Raw genomic sequence first — 16,572 nt, 5'->3', positions numbered from 1 at the left:
CCGCCGCGCCGCGCCGCGGGGGGCGCCGGCGTTAGACTCGGGGCATGTCGGCTCTGTGGGGGGCGCGGATCCTGCGCGCAAAGGTGTTTTTGCTGGTTCTGCTCCTGCCGCTGGCCGCCTGCGAATACAGCCCAGACGAGCCGGTAGGGCCCACGCCGACTGCCACACACTCCGTCGATCCTGGGGTGTTCCTCGCCGAAGTGACCAGGCAGCTCGGCGGACCGCCGGCGGTCGCCGGATTCCCGTACGCCAGTGGAACGCCGGCGGAGTGGACGGTGCAGCTTGCCGCCGGAGACTACCTGTTGACCGCTGCCTGCTCCGGTGCCGCCCGGCTCGAAGTGAAGTTGCTGCCCGAGCAGGCGCTTCCGCAAGCCTGGGACTACCCCTGCGGCGAAACCCGGGCCTCGTTTTTCCGCCACACCGGAGGAAAACTGACAGCCCGCGCCACGGCACTGGGCGGTCTCGGCACCGGCGTCGCCGGGGTCAAGATCGAGCCCAACTCGGACGAATCACTGCGCGAGAATTTCGGTGCCAGCGCCTGGGCACGGGATGTCCTGGACCCGTCCAAGCCCGGCGAGTACCGGGGGTCCGCCACGGCCGACGCGCCAACGAACTTCGGCCTCTTGGCACCTCCCGGCCGTTACGAATTGAACTTCGCCTGCCGCGGGACGCCGGTGACGCAGCTGTCCATCCGCAGCTGGAACGGCGCCGGGGTCCTGGCCGAAGTGAGCGTCCCGTGCGGGGAGGTCATCAGCACCCGAGTACAACTGACCTCGGAGGGTGCCGAGCTGAGCATGGCCCCCTCCGGCGGCACCGGGCAGTACTCGTTCCGCCTCGTGCCGCTCGGGAACGGGGAGGGCTAGTCCGCGCCCTGGTCCGCGGAGCGGTCGGCAGTCCCGTCGGACGGGTCGGCGGTCCCGGCCACTGCGATGACCATGCGCTCCATCCGGGCGACGCCGGCGAAGCGGCCGGCGTTGTCTGTCACCAGAAGCGGGTCGAACCGCTGGTTCGGCGGCCTCGTCATGGAACGTGCCAGCGCCAGGCTGAGCGGGGTATCGAGGTTCACCCGCATCCCGGGGCTGACCACCCCGAGCGCGGACGCACCGGCGCCCAGCACCGCGACCGGCCGCAGGTGCTCGCCCAGCAGCACAACGGCGTCCAGCACGGGGTTGGCCGCGAAGGCTTCGGCCGCCTGCGTGACACTCGTCGCCGTCGCCGCCGGTTCGACGACGTCGCGGACGATCCTTTTGTGGGTAACCGGACGGGCGCTGGCGAGGCGGTGCGCCACCTCTAGGTCAATGCCGGCCCAGGGCGGAGCGGGCCGGGCGAGGTAGTAACCCTGGACGAGGGGAACCCCCATCGACACGAGCGCGTCGAGCTCCTCGGCCCTTTCCACGCCCTCGGCCAGGATCCAGGCGTCGACACGGCTGGCAAACGCGCCGAGCATCCCGATGAGGGCCCGTTTCGCCTCGTCGCGGTCGACGTCCTGGATCAGCGCACGGTCGATCTTGATCATCGAGGGCCGCAGGTCCAGCAGGTGGCGCAGCCCCGCGTAGCCGGCTCCGGCATCGTCGACGGCGATCAGGGCGCCGGCGGCGCGCAACTGGTTGAGGTCAGGTTCTAGCTTCACATACGACTCAATCGGCGTCTGCTCCGTCAGTTCGACGATGAGTCCGCCGAGCGCGCCTTCGTCCCGCCAGATACGGCGGATGGCGTCCGAGGTAAGCAGTTCCGGCGAGACGTTCAGCGTCAGGAAGCAGTTGGCCGGCAGCGCGGCGCGTGCCTTCAGCGCGGCTCGCAGCGCCGCAGCCTCAAGCTCGGCGGCCTTGCCATGCTCCCGCGCGGCTGAAAACCAGACTTCGGGGTTCTTCTCGGCATAGCCGGGAAACCGCGCAAGGGCCTCATAGCCCACCACCGTGCCCCGGGCGGTGTCAATAATGGGCTGATAGGCGGTCTCCAGCCCTATGCCGCGGCAGGCCGCGGCCAGCAGGCTGTCCCAGTCGGGCGGCCCCGGCTGCACGACTGGCCCGCCTGCCGCGTGCGTCAACTAACCGGGTGGATCGCTTTGTGGACCGATTCGACCAATTCGGCGGGCAGCTCGGTCAGGCCATGCACAGAGGCGGCGTGCGCCCCTACCTGGACCAGGATCTCGTCATCCGTGCTGCAGACCCACCGGGCTTCACAACCGGGGACAATGTCACCACATGCAAACGACTTCACTTCAGCTCCTTGGGCTCAATGATCAACGGCCCAACCCTACTCCGGAGTAGGGGCGATCAGGCCGAGGTCCGGTTCCGGTGTCGCCGTGGCGGCCACCGGCGCCTGTGGCACTGCCGGCAGGAAATTGGGCTCCGGCCCTGTTGTCACTCACTCCATCGGGCTATCGTGGGTGGTGAACGAACCTCTCCGTAGACTCAATGACGAGGCGGGGTGTCGTCCAGCCGCAGCCGGTCCAGGATTACCATTCCGTGAACCCCCTGTTGGCGTTGGGGCAGGCGCGGGGGGTCCCCAAGAAAAATAAACCGTGCCCAGGCGCGACAGGCGCGCACCACTCACACCCGGCACGGAGCCCCGAACGCGCTGACTACGCGCTTTCTCCGCCCGCTACGGCCCCAGGCGACCCCAGGCAATGTTTGGCGCGCGGTCCTGCGCCGGATTTTTCGGGGCCCATCACCGCAGACGTCTTGGGAGGCTGGATGCCCACGTCCGGATGCCTGCGGCTCATCAGGATGAAACTCACGCTAGGAAACCTCATGAAGAGCTCAATACGACTGGCCGGCGTCACCTTGCTTGCCAGCGGGCTAGGCCTCGGCGGCACCGTTCTCTCCGCAGGAGCGGCAGCGGCGGACACCGGGCTAAAGACAACGGCAACCATGTCGGGCGACCACCGGAACTTCAACGACGACACGTGCAGGAACAGGCACGACTCCTCACACGGCTGGTGGGACTCGAAGGGACGTTTCCACGACCGCGATGACAACGGCGGCTGGCGCGATGACAACTGTAACTGGCGTTCCGACGACGACTTCGATGGCCGTTGGCACGACTGGAACGGTTGCGAGCACGACCGCTGGGGCTGGTGGAGCCATGACGGCAGGTTCAATTGGGACGACCGTCGCGACGACCGAAGCTCCCGGAGCCACGACGATAGGAACGACCATTCCGGAGACCACAGGTCCGACAAGAACGACAAATGGGTGGACCACAGGAACGACAAATGGGTGGACCACAGGAACGACAAATGGGTGGACCACAAGAAGGACAACAAGGTCCACGACCAGTGGAGCAAGAACTAGCTGGCAGGGAGGCTGACTAACGTTCCCGCTCGCCGGGAACAACGGGGGCACCGTCGAGGCGGCGCCCCTCAGCCGTGCCGGCGAACAAATGGCGGCGGAAGAGCGTCAGCCCGGGACGCTCCGGGCCGCGCCGTCGCTGGCGGCCAGCTCGCCCAGCCACTGAAGGGCGTCGGCGGTGGAGGTGAAGTACCGTTGCGGGCAGTCGTTCCCGCGGCGCATCCACGCCGCGACCACCCGGTCAACATTCGATTGGCCGACCAGGGCCACGGAGGAGACAAAGCGGCTTTCCAGGTAGTGGTTGCGGGCCCCGGCGCTCAGTTTGACGTCGCTGATGTCGATCAGCAGCGGCAGCATCCGCCCGGCGCTGATTTTGGAAATGGCCAGGACGGATTCGGCCGCGTCCGCAGTCTCCAGCGCGGAGCCGCCGGCCCAGACCAGCTGAAGAATGCCGCTCTCACCCAGGCTGAGCGTACCTTTGCCGGCCGCCAGGACTATATCCATCGTGATCCCCCTCCCGCGACAGAGTAGCGCGTTGCGGGCCGAAACGTGACGCCGGTTACGTTTTCGGCCGAAAAATGACGACCCAGCCCTGAATGGTTCCCGTTGCGCCCGCTGTACGGCGGCCCGAGCGCGTAGGGTGCCGCCATGGACATCATTCTGGTTCCCGGGTTCTGGTTGGATGCGTCGTCGTGGTCGGAGGTCACGCCGCCGCTCGTCGCAGCGGGCCATCGGGTCCACCCGCTCACGCTGCCCGGGCTCGAAGCGGCAGACGCGCCCCGTGCAGGGATTGGCCTGCGCACCCACATCGACGCCGTCGTGGCCGCCGTCGACAAGATTGACGGCCCGGTGGTGCTGGTGGGCCATTCCGGAGGCGGGGCGATCATTCACGGCGCCGCGGACGCACGCCCGGACCGTGTTGCCCGGGCCATCTACGTGGACAGCGGCCCGTTGGGGGACGGCGGTGTCATCAACGACCAGCTGCCCGCCGACGGCGATGAGGTTCCGCTGCCGCCTTGGGAGCTGTTCGAGGACGCGGACCTCGTCGACCTGAACCCGGAGCTGCGGGCCGCGTTCCGCGCCCGGGCCGTGCCGGAACCCAAGGCAGTGGCGCAGGATCGGCAGGAGCTGCACGATGAACGGCGCTACGACGTTCCCGCCACCATCATTGCCTGCGAATTTCCGTCGTCGCTGATCCAGGATTGGATCGCGCAGGAAAACCCCTATGTGGGGGAGCTGGCCCGGATCCGCGACGTTGAGTATGTAGACCTGCCCACCGGGCACTGGCCGCAGTTCACTAGGCCGGCCGAATTGGGGGCGGTCATTCTCGCCGCCGTCGACCGCACGTCGGTTGCTCCTTAACTGCCGTTTTCACGTTCCATCACAGCGTCGCCGGAACAGCCGCCGGCCGAACGAACAAAAAAGCCTCCGGAACCGATGGGTTCCGGAGGCTTTTTCGAGGGTGGCAGATGAGGGATTCGAACCCCCGTAGGCGTTGCCAGCTGATTTACAGTCAGCCCCCTTTGGCCGCTCGGGTAATCTGCCGAACTTCAAAAGAAGATCACTCGCGGCTTCCGTGTTCGGAACGCCTGTTTCCAGTCCGTTCCGCTTCCAGCAACCGCGGGCAAGACAACTTTACAGAACTTCCGCCGAAGAATCGAATCGGCACTCCGAGGCCCCCGGAGGCCCGGAATATCAGGCTTCTCCTAGGATGCGGCCGGCAATCCTGGCCTCGAACCTCGCCGCTTGCTCCGCCGTGACCTGGTTGAGCTGCACCGCCCGCGCGAGGTCTGCCTGCACCCCGTCCAGGCGGGCGGATGCCTCGGCCGCGGGGCTGAGGATGATCGAGGCCGCCAGCGCCGCGGCGGCTACCGACGTCGCCGCCGTCGAGAGCGAGCTTGCGGCGGCGGCGGTGGTGCTGGTGATGTAACGGACGGCTTTGCGGTTCATGTGCCTTGCCTTTCAAGCGGCTCTTCCTACGGATACAACCCTGCCGGGCGAGGCTTCGTTCCCGCCGTGGTTCAGCTTTGAGCCAACTGTGAAGCCCGGTCCTCCCGCGGCACCTTCACAACCGCAGCATCCGTACTAGGCTGGAATGCAGAAAACACCGCCCTGCAGGAGGGCGCCCGGACAACCAACAGGAGGACAGTCATGGCAGGCGAATCCACATTCGACGTCGTCAGCAAGGTCGACAAGCAGGAGGTCGCCAACGCGCTGAACCAGGCGCAGAAGGAACTGGCGCAGCGTTACGACTTCAAGGGCGTCGGCGCCGAGGTCGACTTCAGCGGCGAGAAGATCCTGATGAAGGCCAACTCGGAAGAGCGGGTGCTGGCCGTCCTCGACGTGCTCCAGTCCAAGCTCATCCGCCGCGGCATCTCGCTGAAGTCCCTGGACACGGGCGAGCCCTACCCCTCCGGCAAGGAGTTCCGCCTCGAGGCGACCATCAAGGAGGGCATCGCGCAGGACTTGGCGAAGAAGATCAACAAGCTGATCCGCGACGAGGGACCGAAGTCGGTCAAGTCGCAGATCCAGGGCGACGAGCTCCGCGTGACGTCCAAGTCCCGCGACGACCTGCAGGAGACCATGAACCTGCTCAAGGGCTTCGACGAGGCCGACCTGCAGTTTGTGAACTTCCGCAGCTAGCAGGGCTGCTCTGGCCGGGTTCCGGCGTCATCCTCGACGCCGGGCCCGGCTTTTTTGTGCCTACAGCAGCGGCCGGCCGGCCATCCGCTCGAGCCGACCGATCCGTTCGCTCATCGGCGGGTGCGTGGAGAACATCCGGGCCATGCCGCCGCCGCGGAAGGGGTTGGCGATCATCAGGTGCGAGGCGTTCACCAGCCGCTGGTCCTGCGGCAGCGGCGCGAGCTGCACGCCCTGCTCGATCTTGCGCAGGGCCGAGGCCAGCGCCAGCGGGTCGCCGGTGAGCGCGGAGCCGTCCTCGTCGGCGTCGTACTCCCGGGTCCGGGAGATGGCCATCTGGATCAGCGAGGCGGCGAACGGCGCCAGCAGAGCCATGGCGAGCAGGGCCAGCGGGTTGCCGTTGCGGCGGTCGCCCCCGCCGCCGAAGAAGAGCAGCATCTGGCCCACCGAGGTGATCACGCCGGCGACGGCGGCCGCCACCGAGGAGGTCAGGATGTCCCGGTTGTAGACGTGCATCAGCTCATGGCCGAGCACGCCGCGGAGTTCGCGGGCGTCGAGGAGCTGCAGGATGCCCTGGGTGCAGCAGACCGCGGCGTTCTGCGGGTTCCGGCCCGTGGCGAACGCGTTGGGCGCCATGGTCGGCGATATGTAGATCCGCGGCATCGGTTGGTTGGCACGGGCCGAGAGCTCCCGGACCATCTGGTACAGCTGAGGGGCCTCCGCCTCCGTCACCGGATACGCCTGCATGGAACGGATCGCGATCTTGTCGCTATTCCAGTAGCCGTAGGCGGTGGTGCCGACGCCGATCAGCGCCATGATCCAGATCGGCGCCGCGCTGCGTGTGCCCGATCCGATCACGGCCCCCAGGCCAAGCAGTACCGCCCAGAGCACGCCGAACAGGGCCGCCGTCTTCAGTCCGTTGTGATGGTTGTGCACTGATCCTCCCGCATGCCCGGGTGTCCCCAAAAGATCACCCACTTGAGAAACGATTCGCTACGGGACCGGGTTCCGCGCGTCGTACGCCAGGAAGCCGGCCTGCCAGCGGGCCACCAGCCACGCCACCACCGCGCACAGCACACCGCCCGCGAGCAGCACCCAGCCCTCACTGAGGAGCTTAGTCGCACTGCCGGCCAGCATGTCGCCCATCCGCGGCCCGCCCGCCACCACCACCACAAAGACTCCCTGCAACCGGCCGCGCAGGTGGTCCGGGGTGGCCGACTGCAGGATGGTGGTACGGAAGACGGCGCTGACGGAGTCGGCGATGCCGGCGAGCGCGCAGCACACCGCGGCCGGAAGCAGCCACGGGGTCACACCGCCGGCGCCGGAGCGGCCGGCGAGCACCACAACAAGGCCAAGCCCGGCGATCGAGGCGCCCCAGCCCATCACGGCCCAGACCACGGCGGCGCCCTGCGCCCGGACGGCCCCGAGCGGGCCGGAGAACAGCCCGGCCAGGAAGGCTCCGACGGCGGTGGAGGCGAGGAGCACGCCGACGGTGGCCTCGCCGCCGCCGATCATCAGCGCGCCGACGGCGGGCAGCAGGGCCCGCGGCTGGGCCAGGATCATGGCGACGAGGTCGATCACAAAGGTCATGCGCAGGTTGGGCCGTGTGCCCAGGAAGCGGAAGCCCTCCACAACGGAACGCAGGCCCGCCCGGTGCGACACCTGGCCCGGCGGCATCGGCGGCAGCCTGAACAGGGCCCAGACCACAAACGCGAAGCTGGCCACGTCGATGGTGTACGTCCAGGCGAAGCCGACCGCGGCGACCAGCACCCCGGCCAGCAACGGCCCTGCGGTCATGGTCAGGCCGAAGATCATCATGCTCAGGGCGTTGGCCGCCGGCAGCAGTTCCTTGCGCACCAGCACCGGGATGATGGCGCTGCGGGCCGGCTGGTTGATGGCCTGCGCGCCGCTCTGCACCGCCACGAGGGCATACAGCAGCCACACATTTCCCAGCTGCAGCCAGGCCTGCAGCGCCAGGGCGCCGGTGGTCAGCCAGAGCACCGCGGAGGCGAGGAGCGCGACCTTGCGGCGGTCATGGGCGTCCGCGATGGATCCGCCGAGCAGTCCGCCAAAGACCAGCGGCACCAGGGCGAAGATGCTCAACAGGCCCACGTAGAGGCTGTCCTGGGTGAGCCGGTAGACCTCGAGGCTCACGGCCACGAGCGTGAGCTGGCTGCCCAGCGCCGAGGCGGCGGATCCCAGCCACAGGCGGCGGAACGCCGGGCTTTCGCGCAACGGCGTAATGTCCGCCAAGAATTTCCCCACCCGGCAACTCTAGTGGGACACAAAAGGGAAATAAGCCGAACCTTATTGTGAACAACTAAAAATAAGTGCTTGAATTGGGCCATGACGGATTCCGCGGGCAGCAGCGAAGCATGGGCAGCCGCCCTGCGCGCCAACGGCCGCCGGGTGACCAAGCAGCGGCTGGCCGTGCTGGCCGCCGTCGAACGCCACCCGCACTCGCCGGCGGAGGGCATCCTCGCCGCCGCCCGCGAGGAGCTGCCGGAGCTGACGGCGCAATCGGTCTACGTGGTCCTGGGCGATCTCACCGGGCTGCAGATGCTGCGCCGGTTCGAACCTCCGCACTCCCCGGCGCTGTACGAGACGCGGGTGGGCGACAACCACCACCACGCCGTGTGCATCAGCTGCGGCCGCGTCGAGGACGTCGAGTGCGCCGTCGGCCACGCTCCGTGCCTGACCCCGCACTGGGATGCCGGCGCCAAGCCGATGACCATCCAGATCGCGGACGTCCTCTACCAGGGCATCTGCGAGGACTGCCATCGCACCCAAACACTTCCCGACGACCGTAACTAGTTAGAAACAGAAATAGGAGAACGATGACTCAGAACATCGCTGCGCCCGCAGTGTCCACGACCCAGTCCGGTGCCCCCGTCACGTCCGATGCCCACTCGCAGTCCGTCGGTGCCGACGGCGCGATCATCCTGACCGATCACTACCTGATCGAGAAGCTGGCCCAGTTCAACCGCGAGCGCGTGCCGGAGCGTGTGGTGCACGCCAAGGGCGGCGGCGCGTTCGGTACCTTCAAGACCACCGGTGACGTCTCCCAGTACACGAAGGCCGCTCTGTTCCAGCCGGGCACCGAGACGGACATGCTCATCCGTTTCTCCTCCGTCGCCGGCGAAAACGGCTCCCCGGACACCTGGCGCGACCCCCGCGGTTTTGCCGTGAAGTTCTACACCACCGAGGGCAACTACGACCTGGTCGGCAACAACACCCCCGTGTTCTTCATCCGGGACGGCATCAAGTTCCCGGACTTCATCCACTCGCAGAAGCGCCTGCCGGGCAGCCACCTGCGCGACGCGGACATGCAGTGGGACTTCTGGACCCTTTCCCCCGAGTCCGCGCACCAGGTCACCTGGCTTATGGGCGACCGTGGCCTGCCGGCCTCGTGGCGCGAAATGCAGGGCTACGGCTCGCACACCTACCAGTGGATCAACGCCGCGGGCGAGCGCTTCTGGGTCAAGTACCACTTCAAGTCCAACCAGGGTGTCAAGTCCCTGACAGGCGACGAGGCCGAGGCCCTGGCCGGCTCGGACGCGGACTTCTACATCCGCGACCTGCAGGAGAACATCGCCGCGGGCAACTTCCCCTCCTGGGACCTGCACGTGCAGGTCATGCCTTACGAGGACGCCAAGACCTACCGCTTCAACCCGTTCGACCTCACCAAGGTCTGGCCGCACAGCGACTACCCGCTGGTCAAGGTCGGCACCATGGAGCTGAACAAGAACCCGGAGAACTACTTCGCGCAGATCGAGCAGGCCACCTTCGCGCCGTCGAACTTCGTACCGGGCATCGCCGCCTCGCCGGACAAGATGCTGCAGGCCCGCATCTTCTCCTACGCCGACGCACACCGTTACCGCGTGGGCACCAACCACGCCCAGCTCCCGGTGAACCTGCCCAAAAGCCAGGTCAACAACTACAGCCAGGACGGCGCTGGCCGGTACCACTTCAACGCTCCCTCGGTTCCGGTGTACGCCCCGAATTCCGTCGGCGGTCCGGCTGCCGTGGAGCCGCAGAGCCCGGCCGGCGGCTGGGAGAACGACGGCGAGCTGACGCTCTCCGCGCACTCCCTGCACGCTGAGGACAGCGACTTCGGCCAGGCCGGCACGCTGTACCGCGAGGTGTTCGACGACGGCGCCAAGGCCCGCCTGCTGGACACCATCACCGGCGCCGTCAGCGGCGTGAAGAGCGCTGCCATCAAGGAACGCGCCATCCAGTACTGGACCAACGTCGACGCCGAGCTCGGCGCTAAGCTGCGCGCCAACCTGGGTGCCGGCCAGGTCGAGTCCGACGCCGAGGCCGCCAACAAGGTCTGATCGTTCCGTCGAACGCCCCGCCACGGATCTCCGTGGCGGGGCGTTTTGGCGTTATCCACATGGGTCGCGGCCGCCTCCCCACAGTCCGCCGCGGCTCCGTAGGATTTGGGCATGACCGCATTCACTGGCATTCCGGCTGAGGCCTTCCGGTTCTACGCCGACCTTGAACAGAACAACAACCGGGACTGGTGGCTGGAGCACAAGCCTGTGTACGACGCCGCGGTGAAGGAGCCGCTGACCCTGCTCCTGGCCGAGCTAGAACCGCGCTTCGGGCCCGCCAAGCTATTCCGCCCCAACCGCGACGTCCGGTTCTCACCGGACAAATCACCGTACAAGACCGCGCAGGGCGCCTTCGCGTCGGTGGACGAGGGGGTGGGCTTCTACATCCAGCTCAGCGCCGACGGCCTCCTCATCGGCGGGGGCTGCCATACTCAAAGCCCGGCCCAGCTGGCCCGCTTCCGCGGCGCCGTGGACGCTCCCGCCAGCGGGGAGGCCCTGGCAGAGATTGTGGACAAGGTAGGTGCCGCCGGATTCGCGGTGGAGGGCGAGCGATTGAAGACGGTGCCGCGGGGCTTCGAGAAGGACCATCCCCGGGCGGAACTGCTCAAGTTCAAGTCCTTGACGGCCGGGGTCAATGTCGGCCAGCCCGACTGGCTGGCCGGCCCTGGGGCAGTCAAGGAAGTGGCCACCCGTTGGGAGGCACTGCGCCCCCTCGTGGAATGGGAGGGCCGTTACGCCGCCCCCTGACCCGGCGGAGCAACCCCCACGCCGGGGCTCCCGGCACAAGGCGAAGGTGCCCGGACCGGGAGCCTGCGGCTCAGGAACGGGTGAGCGCCTCGGCGTCCTCGTCCGCGGCGTTGGCGTCGGCCGTCGCGTTGGCGGTGTCGGCCTTACCTGCCCGGTCCGCGCCGTTGACGGCGGCCCGGGCCTCGGCGAACTTCCCGTTGAGGCGGGAGTGGCGCTGGCCGTAGGCGAAGTAGATCGCAATGCCGATGGCCAGCCAGATGGCGAAGAAGATCCAGGTCTCCACGGCCAGGTTGGTCATCAGGTACAGGCACAGGACGGCCGACACGACCGGCAGCACCTTTCCGAACGGGACGCGGAACGCCGGTTTGAGGTCCGGGCGCTTTTTGCGCAGCACGAGGATGCCGAGGCTGACCATCACAAAGGCGGAGAGCGTGCCGATGTTGATCATTTCCTCGAGCAGGTCCACGTTGGTCAGCCCGGCCACGAGGGCCACGGCCGTGCCGCAGATGATCTGCAGGCGGGCCGGCGTCGCGCGGATGGTGCTGGTCTTGGACAGCGAGCGCGGCAGCAGGCCGTCGCGGCTCATGGCCAGGACCACACGCGAGAGGCCCATCAGCAGGACCATGATCACCGTGGTCAGGCCGACCAGGGAGCCGAAAGCGATCACCTTGGCGGCGTCGGTGTTGCCGACGGCCTCGAAGGCTGTGGTCAGGGTGGGGTTCTTTGCCTCGGCCAGCTTGGTGTAGGAGACCATGCCGGTCAGGGCGAGGGAGACCAGGATGTAGAGCACGGTGACGATCGCGAGGCCGCCGAAAATGCCGCGGGGCAGCGTCTTCTGCGGGTTCTTAACCTCTTCGGCGGAGGTGGCGACGACGTCGAAACCGATGAAGGCGAAGAACACGAGGGCCGCGCCGGCGAAGATGCCCAGGGTGCCGTACTGCGCGGGGGCCGCGCCGGTGAGGAAGCCGAAGAAGGACTGCTTGAGCACGTCCGTGGCGCCGGTGCCGCCGGTGGGCTCGGAGGCCGGGACGAACGGCGCGTAGTTCTCGAACTTCACGTAGCTAAAGCCCACCACGATCACAAAGAGCACCACCGCGATCTTGATCAGGGTGAAAACGTTGCCGACCCGGGCGGACAGCTTGGTCCCGAGGACCAGCAGCACGGTGAAGACGGCGACGATCAGGAAGGCGCCCCAGAACAGGTCGACGCCGGCCACGGAGATCGACGGCGGAACGTCCAGCCCCATCAGCGCGAAGACCTTGCTGAGGTAGATGCCCCAGTACTTGGCGATCACGGCGGCCGCGGTGAAGAGCTCGAGGATGAGGTTCCAGCCGATGATCCAGGCCAGCACCTCCCCCATGGTGGCGTAGGTGAAGACGTAGGCGGAGCCTGCCACCGGGATGGCCGTGGCGAATTCGGCGTAGCACATGATCGCGAGGGCGCAGGTGACGGCGGCGATCGCGAAGGAGATGGTCACGGCGGGGCCGGCGAAGTTCGCGGCAGCCTTGGCCCCGACCGAGAAGATCCCGGCGCCGACGGCAACGGCGACGCCCATGATCATCAGGTCCCAGGTGCTGAGCGAGCGCTTCAGCTTGCGTCCGGGCTCATCGGCGTCGGCGATCGACTGCTCAATGGATTTGGTCCGGAAAAGGTTCATAGGAAGGTCCAAAAATTTCGGTAGCTGGGTTGGAAACGGACCTATTAATAGTAGTGTCCATCCACTGGACGGCCGCTTTTGTCCCACATTCTGAGACGCACGGAAGCGCGGACGTACACGTGGGGCCCTCCGGCGAGGGCCCCACGTGTACGTTCGCGCTTAAGGTGGCGGCGGCTTAGACCGGCCAGTCCATCAGGGTGGAGCGGATCAGGAACCGCTTGCCTTCGGGCGCCTCGACGCTGAAGCCGCTCCCCCGGCCGGGGACGACGTCGACGGTCAGGTGGGTGTGGCTCCAGTAGTTGAACTGTTCCCGGGACATCCAGAACTCCAGGGGCTGCGGCTGCGCGCCGTCCGAGATGTCGAAGAGGCCCAGCAGTACGTCGGAGTCGCCGGTGAGGAATTCCCCGGCGGGGTAGCACATGGGCGAGGACCCGTCGCAGCAGCCGCCGGACTGGTGGAACATCAGCGGGCCGTGCTGGAGCCAGAGCTTGCGGAGCAGCTCGACGGCCTCGGGGGTGAGGGCCACACGGGAGAAGTCCTCGCCGGACTGCGTCGGGGCGGCTTCAAGCCTGGACTGGGTCATGCGCTTCTCCTGGGTTCGGTAGGAAGGGCGCCGGGGACACCGGCGCCGGGAAAGGGGGCGGGGCGGACCGCCAAGGTCCGCCCCGCCGCGCGGCCTAGAAGAAACCGAGCTTGTTCTCGTTGTAGCTGACCAGCAGGTTCTTGGTCTGCTGGTAGTGGTCCAGCATCATGGCGTGGTTCTCGCGGCCGATGCCGGAGGACTTGTACCCGCCGAACGCGGCACCGGCCGGGTAGGCGTGGTAGTTGTTGACCCACACCCGGCCGGCCTGGATCTCGCGACCGGCGCGGTAGGCGACATTGCCGTTGCGGGACCAGACGCCGGCACCGAGCCCGTAGAGGGTGTCGTTGGCGATGCCCATGGCGTCGCTGTAGTCGCTGAACCGGGTCACGGAGACCACCGGGCCAAAGATCTCCTCCTGGAAGATCCGCATCTTGTTGTGGCCCTCGAAGATCGTCGGCTGGACGTAGTAGCCGCCGGCGAGGTCGCCCGAGAGCTCCGCGCGGGCGCCGCCGGTGAGCGCCTTGGCGCCCTCCTGCTTTCCGATGTCGATGTAGGAGAGGATCTTCTCGAGCTGGTCGTTGGAGGCCTGGGCGCCAAGCTGCGTGTCGGTGTCCAGCGGGTTGCCCTGGATGATCTTCTCGGTCCGGGCCAGCGCGTCGGCCATAAAGGAGTCGTAGATCCCTTCCTGGACCAGGGCCCGGGAGGGGCAGGTGCAGACTTCGCCCTGGTTGAACGCGAAGAGCGTGAAGCCTTCGAGGGCCTTGTCGTAGAACGCGTCGTTGCTGTCCGCGACGTCGTTGAAGAAGATGTTGGGGCTCTTGCCGCCGAGTTCCAGGGTGACCGGGATCAGGTTCTGGGAGGCGTACTGGCTGATCAGGCGGCCGGTGGTGGTCTCGCCGGTGAAGGCGATCTTGCGGATTCGCGGGCTGGAGGCCAAGGGCTTGCCGGCTTCCACACCGAAGCCGTTGACAACGTTGACGACGCCGGCCGGCAGCAGGTCGCTGATCAGTTCCATCAGCACCAGGATCGAGGACGGGGTCTGCTCGGCCGGCTTCAGGACGACGGCGTTGCCAGCGGCGAGGGCGGGGGCCAGCTTCCAGACGGCCATCAGGATCGGGAAGTTCCAGGGGATGATCTGGCCGACGACGCCGAGCGGCTCGTGGTAGTGGTAGGCGGTGGTGTCGTCGTCGAGCTGGGACAGCCGGCCTTCCTGGGCGCGGACGGCGGAGGCGAAGTAGCGGAAGTGGTCCGCCGCGAGCGGGATGTCGGCGTTGAGGGTCTCGCGGATCGGCTTGCCGTTGTCCCAGGACTCGGCGACGGCAAGCATCTCGGTGTTCTCGTCGATCCGGTCGGCGATCTTATTCAGGATGGCGGCGCGCTCGGCGACGGAGGTCTTGCCCCAGGACGGTGCGACCTTGTGTGCGGCGTCCAGGGCCAGTTCAATGTCCTCGGCGGTGCCGCGGGCGACCTCGCAGAACGCTTTGCCGGTCACCGGGGTGATGTTCTCGAAGTACTGGCCCTTGACCGGGGCAACCCATTCGCCGCCGATCCAGTTCTCGTAGCGGTCCTTGAAGGTGACCTTCGAGCCCTCGGTACCGGGCTGTGCGTAGACAGTCATTGCTAGCTCCTTTGCTGTGCAAGATGGGTGGCGGGAGCGGCCAGGATCTCTGCGGCCGCCGCTGGCATCAGCTTAGGAGCGGTGAGGTTGCAAGCAGGTTGCAACCATGTGAGCCGGATCACGTCGGCCCGGGTGGGGGCGGCCGGAGCCGTCCGTTGCGGCGGCCCCGGGCCGTCCGCGGCGGCGGGTTCAGGCGCTGAGTTCCGCGTCCAGCCGTTCCAGGTCCGCGACCACGGCGGCCCGCTTCGGCGAGCGCGGCGGCAGCAGCTTCAGTGCGGCGGTGCGGACGCCGACGTCGTCCCGCGCCTCGGGCAGCTCCGCGTACTTCAGCAGCGACTCGGCGCTGCCGTCGGTCAGCACGGCCTCGCGGAGCAGGGCGGAGACCCGGCCGCGGAGCTCGGTGATCCCCGGCGCCTCGGAGCGGGGCAGGACCGCACCGCGGTAGATTTCCAGTGCGATCCGGTGCGCGCCGCGCTGCAGGCAGCTGAGGACCTGGGCCGAGTCCGGGACCAGGTCCATGGACAGCCGGTAGGGCCGGGACTCGGGGACGGCGCCCGGGTTGAGCTGCTGCAGGACCTTGCGCAGGCGCACCATCTCGGCGCGCAGTGTCATGGTGGAGCCTCCGTCCGGGTACAGCAGCGCGCTCAGTTCCTCCGCGTTCAGGCCTTCCGGGTGCGTGCTGAGCAGGGCGAGGATTTCGCTGTGCCGGGCCGACAGCGTGACCGTGCGCCCGTCGATGCTCAGCACCGCCTGGTCGCGGCCCAGCAGCTGCAGGCTGTTGCGGTAGAGGCTGCCGAAGGCCCGGGTGCGCGCACCGGCGGGCAGGGACGCGGGCAGTGGGGCGGCCGCGGCCCCGGCGGAGGACCGGCGTCGGGCCGGCCTGGACTGGCGCGCCGCGGCCAACTGCAGCCGCTCCACCCGCAGGTGCGCCTGCGCTGCGGCGACCGTCGCCTCCACGAGGGAAAGGGTGTGGGGCGCGACGGCGGACTCGGTGCCGGTGATGTCCACGACGCCCAGCAGGGCACCCGAATCCGGGTCGTGGAACGGGACGGCCGTGCAGCTCCACGGGTGCACCGAGCGCTTGTAGTGCTCGGCGCCGGCGATCTGGATGCCTCGGCCCAGCGCGAGCGCGGTGCCGGGCGCGCTGGTGCCCACGGTGGCCTCGGACCAGTCGGCGCCGGGGACGAACATCATGCCCTCGGCGCGGCGTTGCAGGGCGGGGTCCCCTTCGACCCACAGCAGCCGGCCCACCTCGTCCCCTACCGCCACCAGCATGCCGCTGTCGTGGCTGGGAAGCACCAGCAGTTTGTGGATGACGGGCATGATCGCGGCCAGCGGGTGCTGCCGGCGGTACTCCTCGAGTTCCTCGCGGTCCATGGCCAGCGGCGCTTCGGGGTTGTCCGGGTTCGCGTGCAGCTGCGCGGATCGCTGCCAGGACTCCCGGATCAGGCTGCGCAGCCCCGGCAGCTGCTCGGTCCCCGGCACCAGGGACCCCAGTTCCTCATGCCCCGCGCGGGCGTACCGCTGGCGAAGCTCCGGGCTCAGGCCCGAACCGCGTGTGACGGCCTGCTCGACCGGATTCCTCATTGAACTCCCACCTGCTGGCACCGTCGTCGGTGCGCGAGGGCGCGCAGCCGTGTCCGGTCGAGTCTACGGGGCGCGCCGAGCCCCCGCCAGAGGAGGCGCCGGCGTCGCCC

At 68.0% G+C, this 16,572-nt stretch carries 17 protein-coding genes and 1 tRNA gene; 7 read left to right on the top strand and 11 right to left on the bottom strand.

Features of this window, described 5'->3' with window-relative positions; translation table 11 throughout:
* The first annotated feature begins 44 nt into the window (after positions 1-44).
* Positions 45-863: a hypothetical protein gene (locus E7Y32_RS08825; protein WP_146336804.1), complete on the top strand. Its 819-nt coding sequence runs from the start codon at positions 45-47 to the stop codon at positions 861-863.
* On the opposite strand, the gene E7Y32_RS08820 is transcribed toward E7Y32_RS08825, so the two are convergent.
* Both E7Y32_RS08820 and E7Y32_RS08815 read right to left on the bottom strand, forming a co-directional pair.
* The gene (locus E7Y32_RS08820) at positions 860-2,020 is read right to left on the bottom strand and encodes an EAL domain-containing protein (protein ID WP_261382389.1); all 1,161 of its coding nucleotides are present in this window, start codon (positions 2,018-2,020) and stop codon (positions 860-862) included. The two genes, E7Y32_RS08825 and E7Y32_RS08820, sit on opposite strands and share 4 nt — an antisense overlap.
* 23 nt (positions 2,021-2,043) lie before the next feature.
* Complete coding sequence (locus E7Y32_RS08815) at positions 2,044-2,220, bottom strand: DUF1059 domain-containing protein (RefSeq protein ID WP_146336803.1); 177 nt, start codon at positions 2,218-2,220, stop codon at positions 2,044-2,046.
* A gap of 533 nt (positions 2,221-2,753) precedes the next feature.
* On the opposite strand from E7Y32_RS08815, the gene E7Y32_RS08810 reads away from it, so the two are divergent.
* Positions 2,754-3,296, top strand: coding sequence for a hypothetical protein (locus E7Y32_RS08810; protein ID WP_146336802.1), 543 nt, complete (start codon positions 2,754-2,756; stop codon positions 3,294-3,296).
* A gap of 105 nt (positions 3,297-3,401) precedes the next feature.
* Here the strand turns inward: E7Y32_RS08810 and E7Y32_RS08805 are convergent, their stop codons facing one another.
* Positions 3,402-3,797 carry an STAS/SEC14 domain-containing protein gene (locus E7Y32_RS08805; protein WP_146336801.1) on the bottom strand — a complete coding sequence of 132 codons (396 nt, stop codon included), beginning with the start codon at positions 3,795-3,797 and terminating at the stop codon, positions 3,402-3,404.
* A 144-nt stretch (positions 3,798-3,941) separates the two neighbouring features.
* Between E7Y32_RS08805 and E7Y32_RS08800 the strand changes: the two genes are divergently transcribed.
* Positions 3,942-4,655: an alpha/beta fold hydrolase gene (locus E7Y32_RS08800; RefSeq protein ID WP_146336800.1), complete on the top strand. Its 714-nt coding sequence runs from the start codon at positions 3,942-3,944 to the stop codon at positions 4,653-4,655.
* Between the two features lie 101 nt (positions 4,656-4,756).
* Here E7Y32_RS08800 and E7Y32_RS08795 read toward each other — a convergent pair.
* A tRNA-Tyr gene (locus E7Y32_RS08795) sits at positions 4,757-4,838 on the bottom strand.
* Positions 4,839-4,988: 150 nt separating this feature from the next.
* On the bottom strand, positions 4,989-5,243 hold the full coding sequence (locus tag E7Y32_RS08790; RefSeq protein WP_146336799.1) for a hypothetical protein: 255 nt from the start codon (positions 5,241-5,243) through the stop codon (positions 4,989-4,991).
* 201 nt (positions 5,244-5,444) lie between these two features.
* On the opposite strand from E7Y32_RS08790, the gene E7Y32_RS08785 reads away from it, so the two are divergent.
* Positions 5,445-5,936 carry a YajQ family cyclic di-GMP-binding protein gene (locus E7Y32_RS08785; protein WP_138768479.1) on the top strand — a complete coding sequence of 164 codons (492 nt, stop codon included), beginning with the start codon at positions 5,445-5,447 and terminating at the stop codon, positions 5,934-5,936.
* A 60-nt stretch (positions 5,937-5,996) separates the two neighbouring features.
* Here E7Y32_RS08785 and htpX read toward each other — a convergent pair whose 3' ends face one another.
* Together htpX and E7Y32_RS08775 are read right to left on the bottom strand one after the other, a co-directional pair.
* Positions 5,997-6,869 (bottom strand): zinc metalloprotease HtpX, encoded by an 873-nt coding sequence (gene htpX, locus E7Y32_RS08780; protein WP_146336798.1) that lies wholly within the window; start codon positions 6,867-6,869, stop codon positions 5,997-5,999.
* 57 nt (positions 6,870-6,926) lie between these two features.
* On the bottom strand, positions 6,927-8,198 hold the full coding sequence (locus E7Y32_RS08775) for an MFS transporter (RefSeq protein WP_146336797.1): 1,272 nt from the start codon (positions 8,196-8,198) through the stop codon (positions 6,927-6,929).
* Positions 8,199-8,279: 81 nt separating this feature from the next.
* Here E7Y32_RS08775 and E7Y32_RS08770 point away from each other — a divergent pair, with 81 nt between their 5' ends.
* From E7Y32_RS08770 to E7Y32_RS08760, 3 genes are all read left to right on the top strand, one after another.
* Positions 8,280-8,747 carry a Fur family transcriptional regulator gene (locus E7Y32_RS08770; RefSeq protein ID WP_146336796.1) on the top strand — a complete coding sequence of 156 codons (468 nt, stop codon included), beginning with the start codon at positions 8,280-8,282 and terminating at the stop codon, positions 8,745-8,747.
* Between the two features lie 23 nt (positions 8,748-8,770).
* Positions 8,771-10,270 (top strand): catalase, encoded by a 1,500-nt coding sequence (locus E7Y32_RS08765; RefSeq protein ID WP_146336795.1) that lies wholly within the window; start codon positions 8,771-8,773, stop codon positions 10,268-10,270.
* A gap of 111 nt (positions 10,271-10,381) precedes the next feature.
* The gene (locus tag E7Y32_RS08760; RefSeq protein ID WP_146336794.1) at positions 10,382-11,017 is read left to right on the top strand and encodes a DUF2461 domain-containing protein; all 636 of its coding nucleotides are present in this window, start codon (positions 10,382-10,384) and stop codon (positions 11,015-11,017) included.
* 70 nt (positions 11,018-11,087) lie between these two features.
* On the opposite strand, the gene E7Y32_RS08755 is transcribed toward E7Y32_RS08760, so the two are convergent.
* The 4 genes from E7Y32_RS08755 to E7Y32_RS08740 form a co-directional block, all read right to left on the bottom strand.
* On the bottom strand, positions 11,088-12,674 hold the full coding sequence (locus E7Y32_RS08755; RefSeq protein WP_146336793.1) for an amino acid permease: 1,587 nt from the start codon (positions 12,672-12,674) through the stop codon (positions 11,088-11,090).
* A 175-nt stretch (positions 12,675-12,849) separates the two neighbouring features.
* A complete protein-coding gene (locus tag E7Y32_RS08750) occupies positions 12,850-13,257 on the bottom strand; it encodes a DUF779 domain-containing protein (protein ID WP_146336792.1) in 408 nt (135 codons plus the stop codon).
* A gap of 94 nt (positions 13,258-13,351) precedes the next feature.
* Positions 13,352-14,875, bottom strand: a complete 1,524-nt coding sequence (locus E7Y32_RS08745; RefSeq protein WP_146336791.1) for an aldehyde dehydrogenase family protein — start codon at positions 14,873-14,875, stop codon at positions 13,352-13,354.
* A gap of 189 nt (positions 14,876-15,064) precedes the next feature.
* Positions 15,065-16,462, bottom strand: a complete 1,398-nt coding sequence (locus E7Y32_RS08740) for a GAF domain-containing protein (RefSeq protein ID WP_146336790.1) — start codon at positions 16,460-16,462, stop codon at positions 15,065-15,067.
* Between the last annotated feature and the right edge of the window lie 110 nt (positions 16,463-16,572).

It is taken from the genome of Arthrobacter sp. UKPF54-2 (genome assembly GCF_007858535.1).
Lineage (GTDB): Bacteria > Actinomycetota > Actinomycetes > Actinomycetales > Micrococcaceae > Arthrobacter.
Note: the sequence above shows the minus strand (reverse complement) of the source record. Positions and strands in the feature narration are given on the sequence as shown.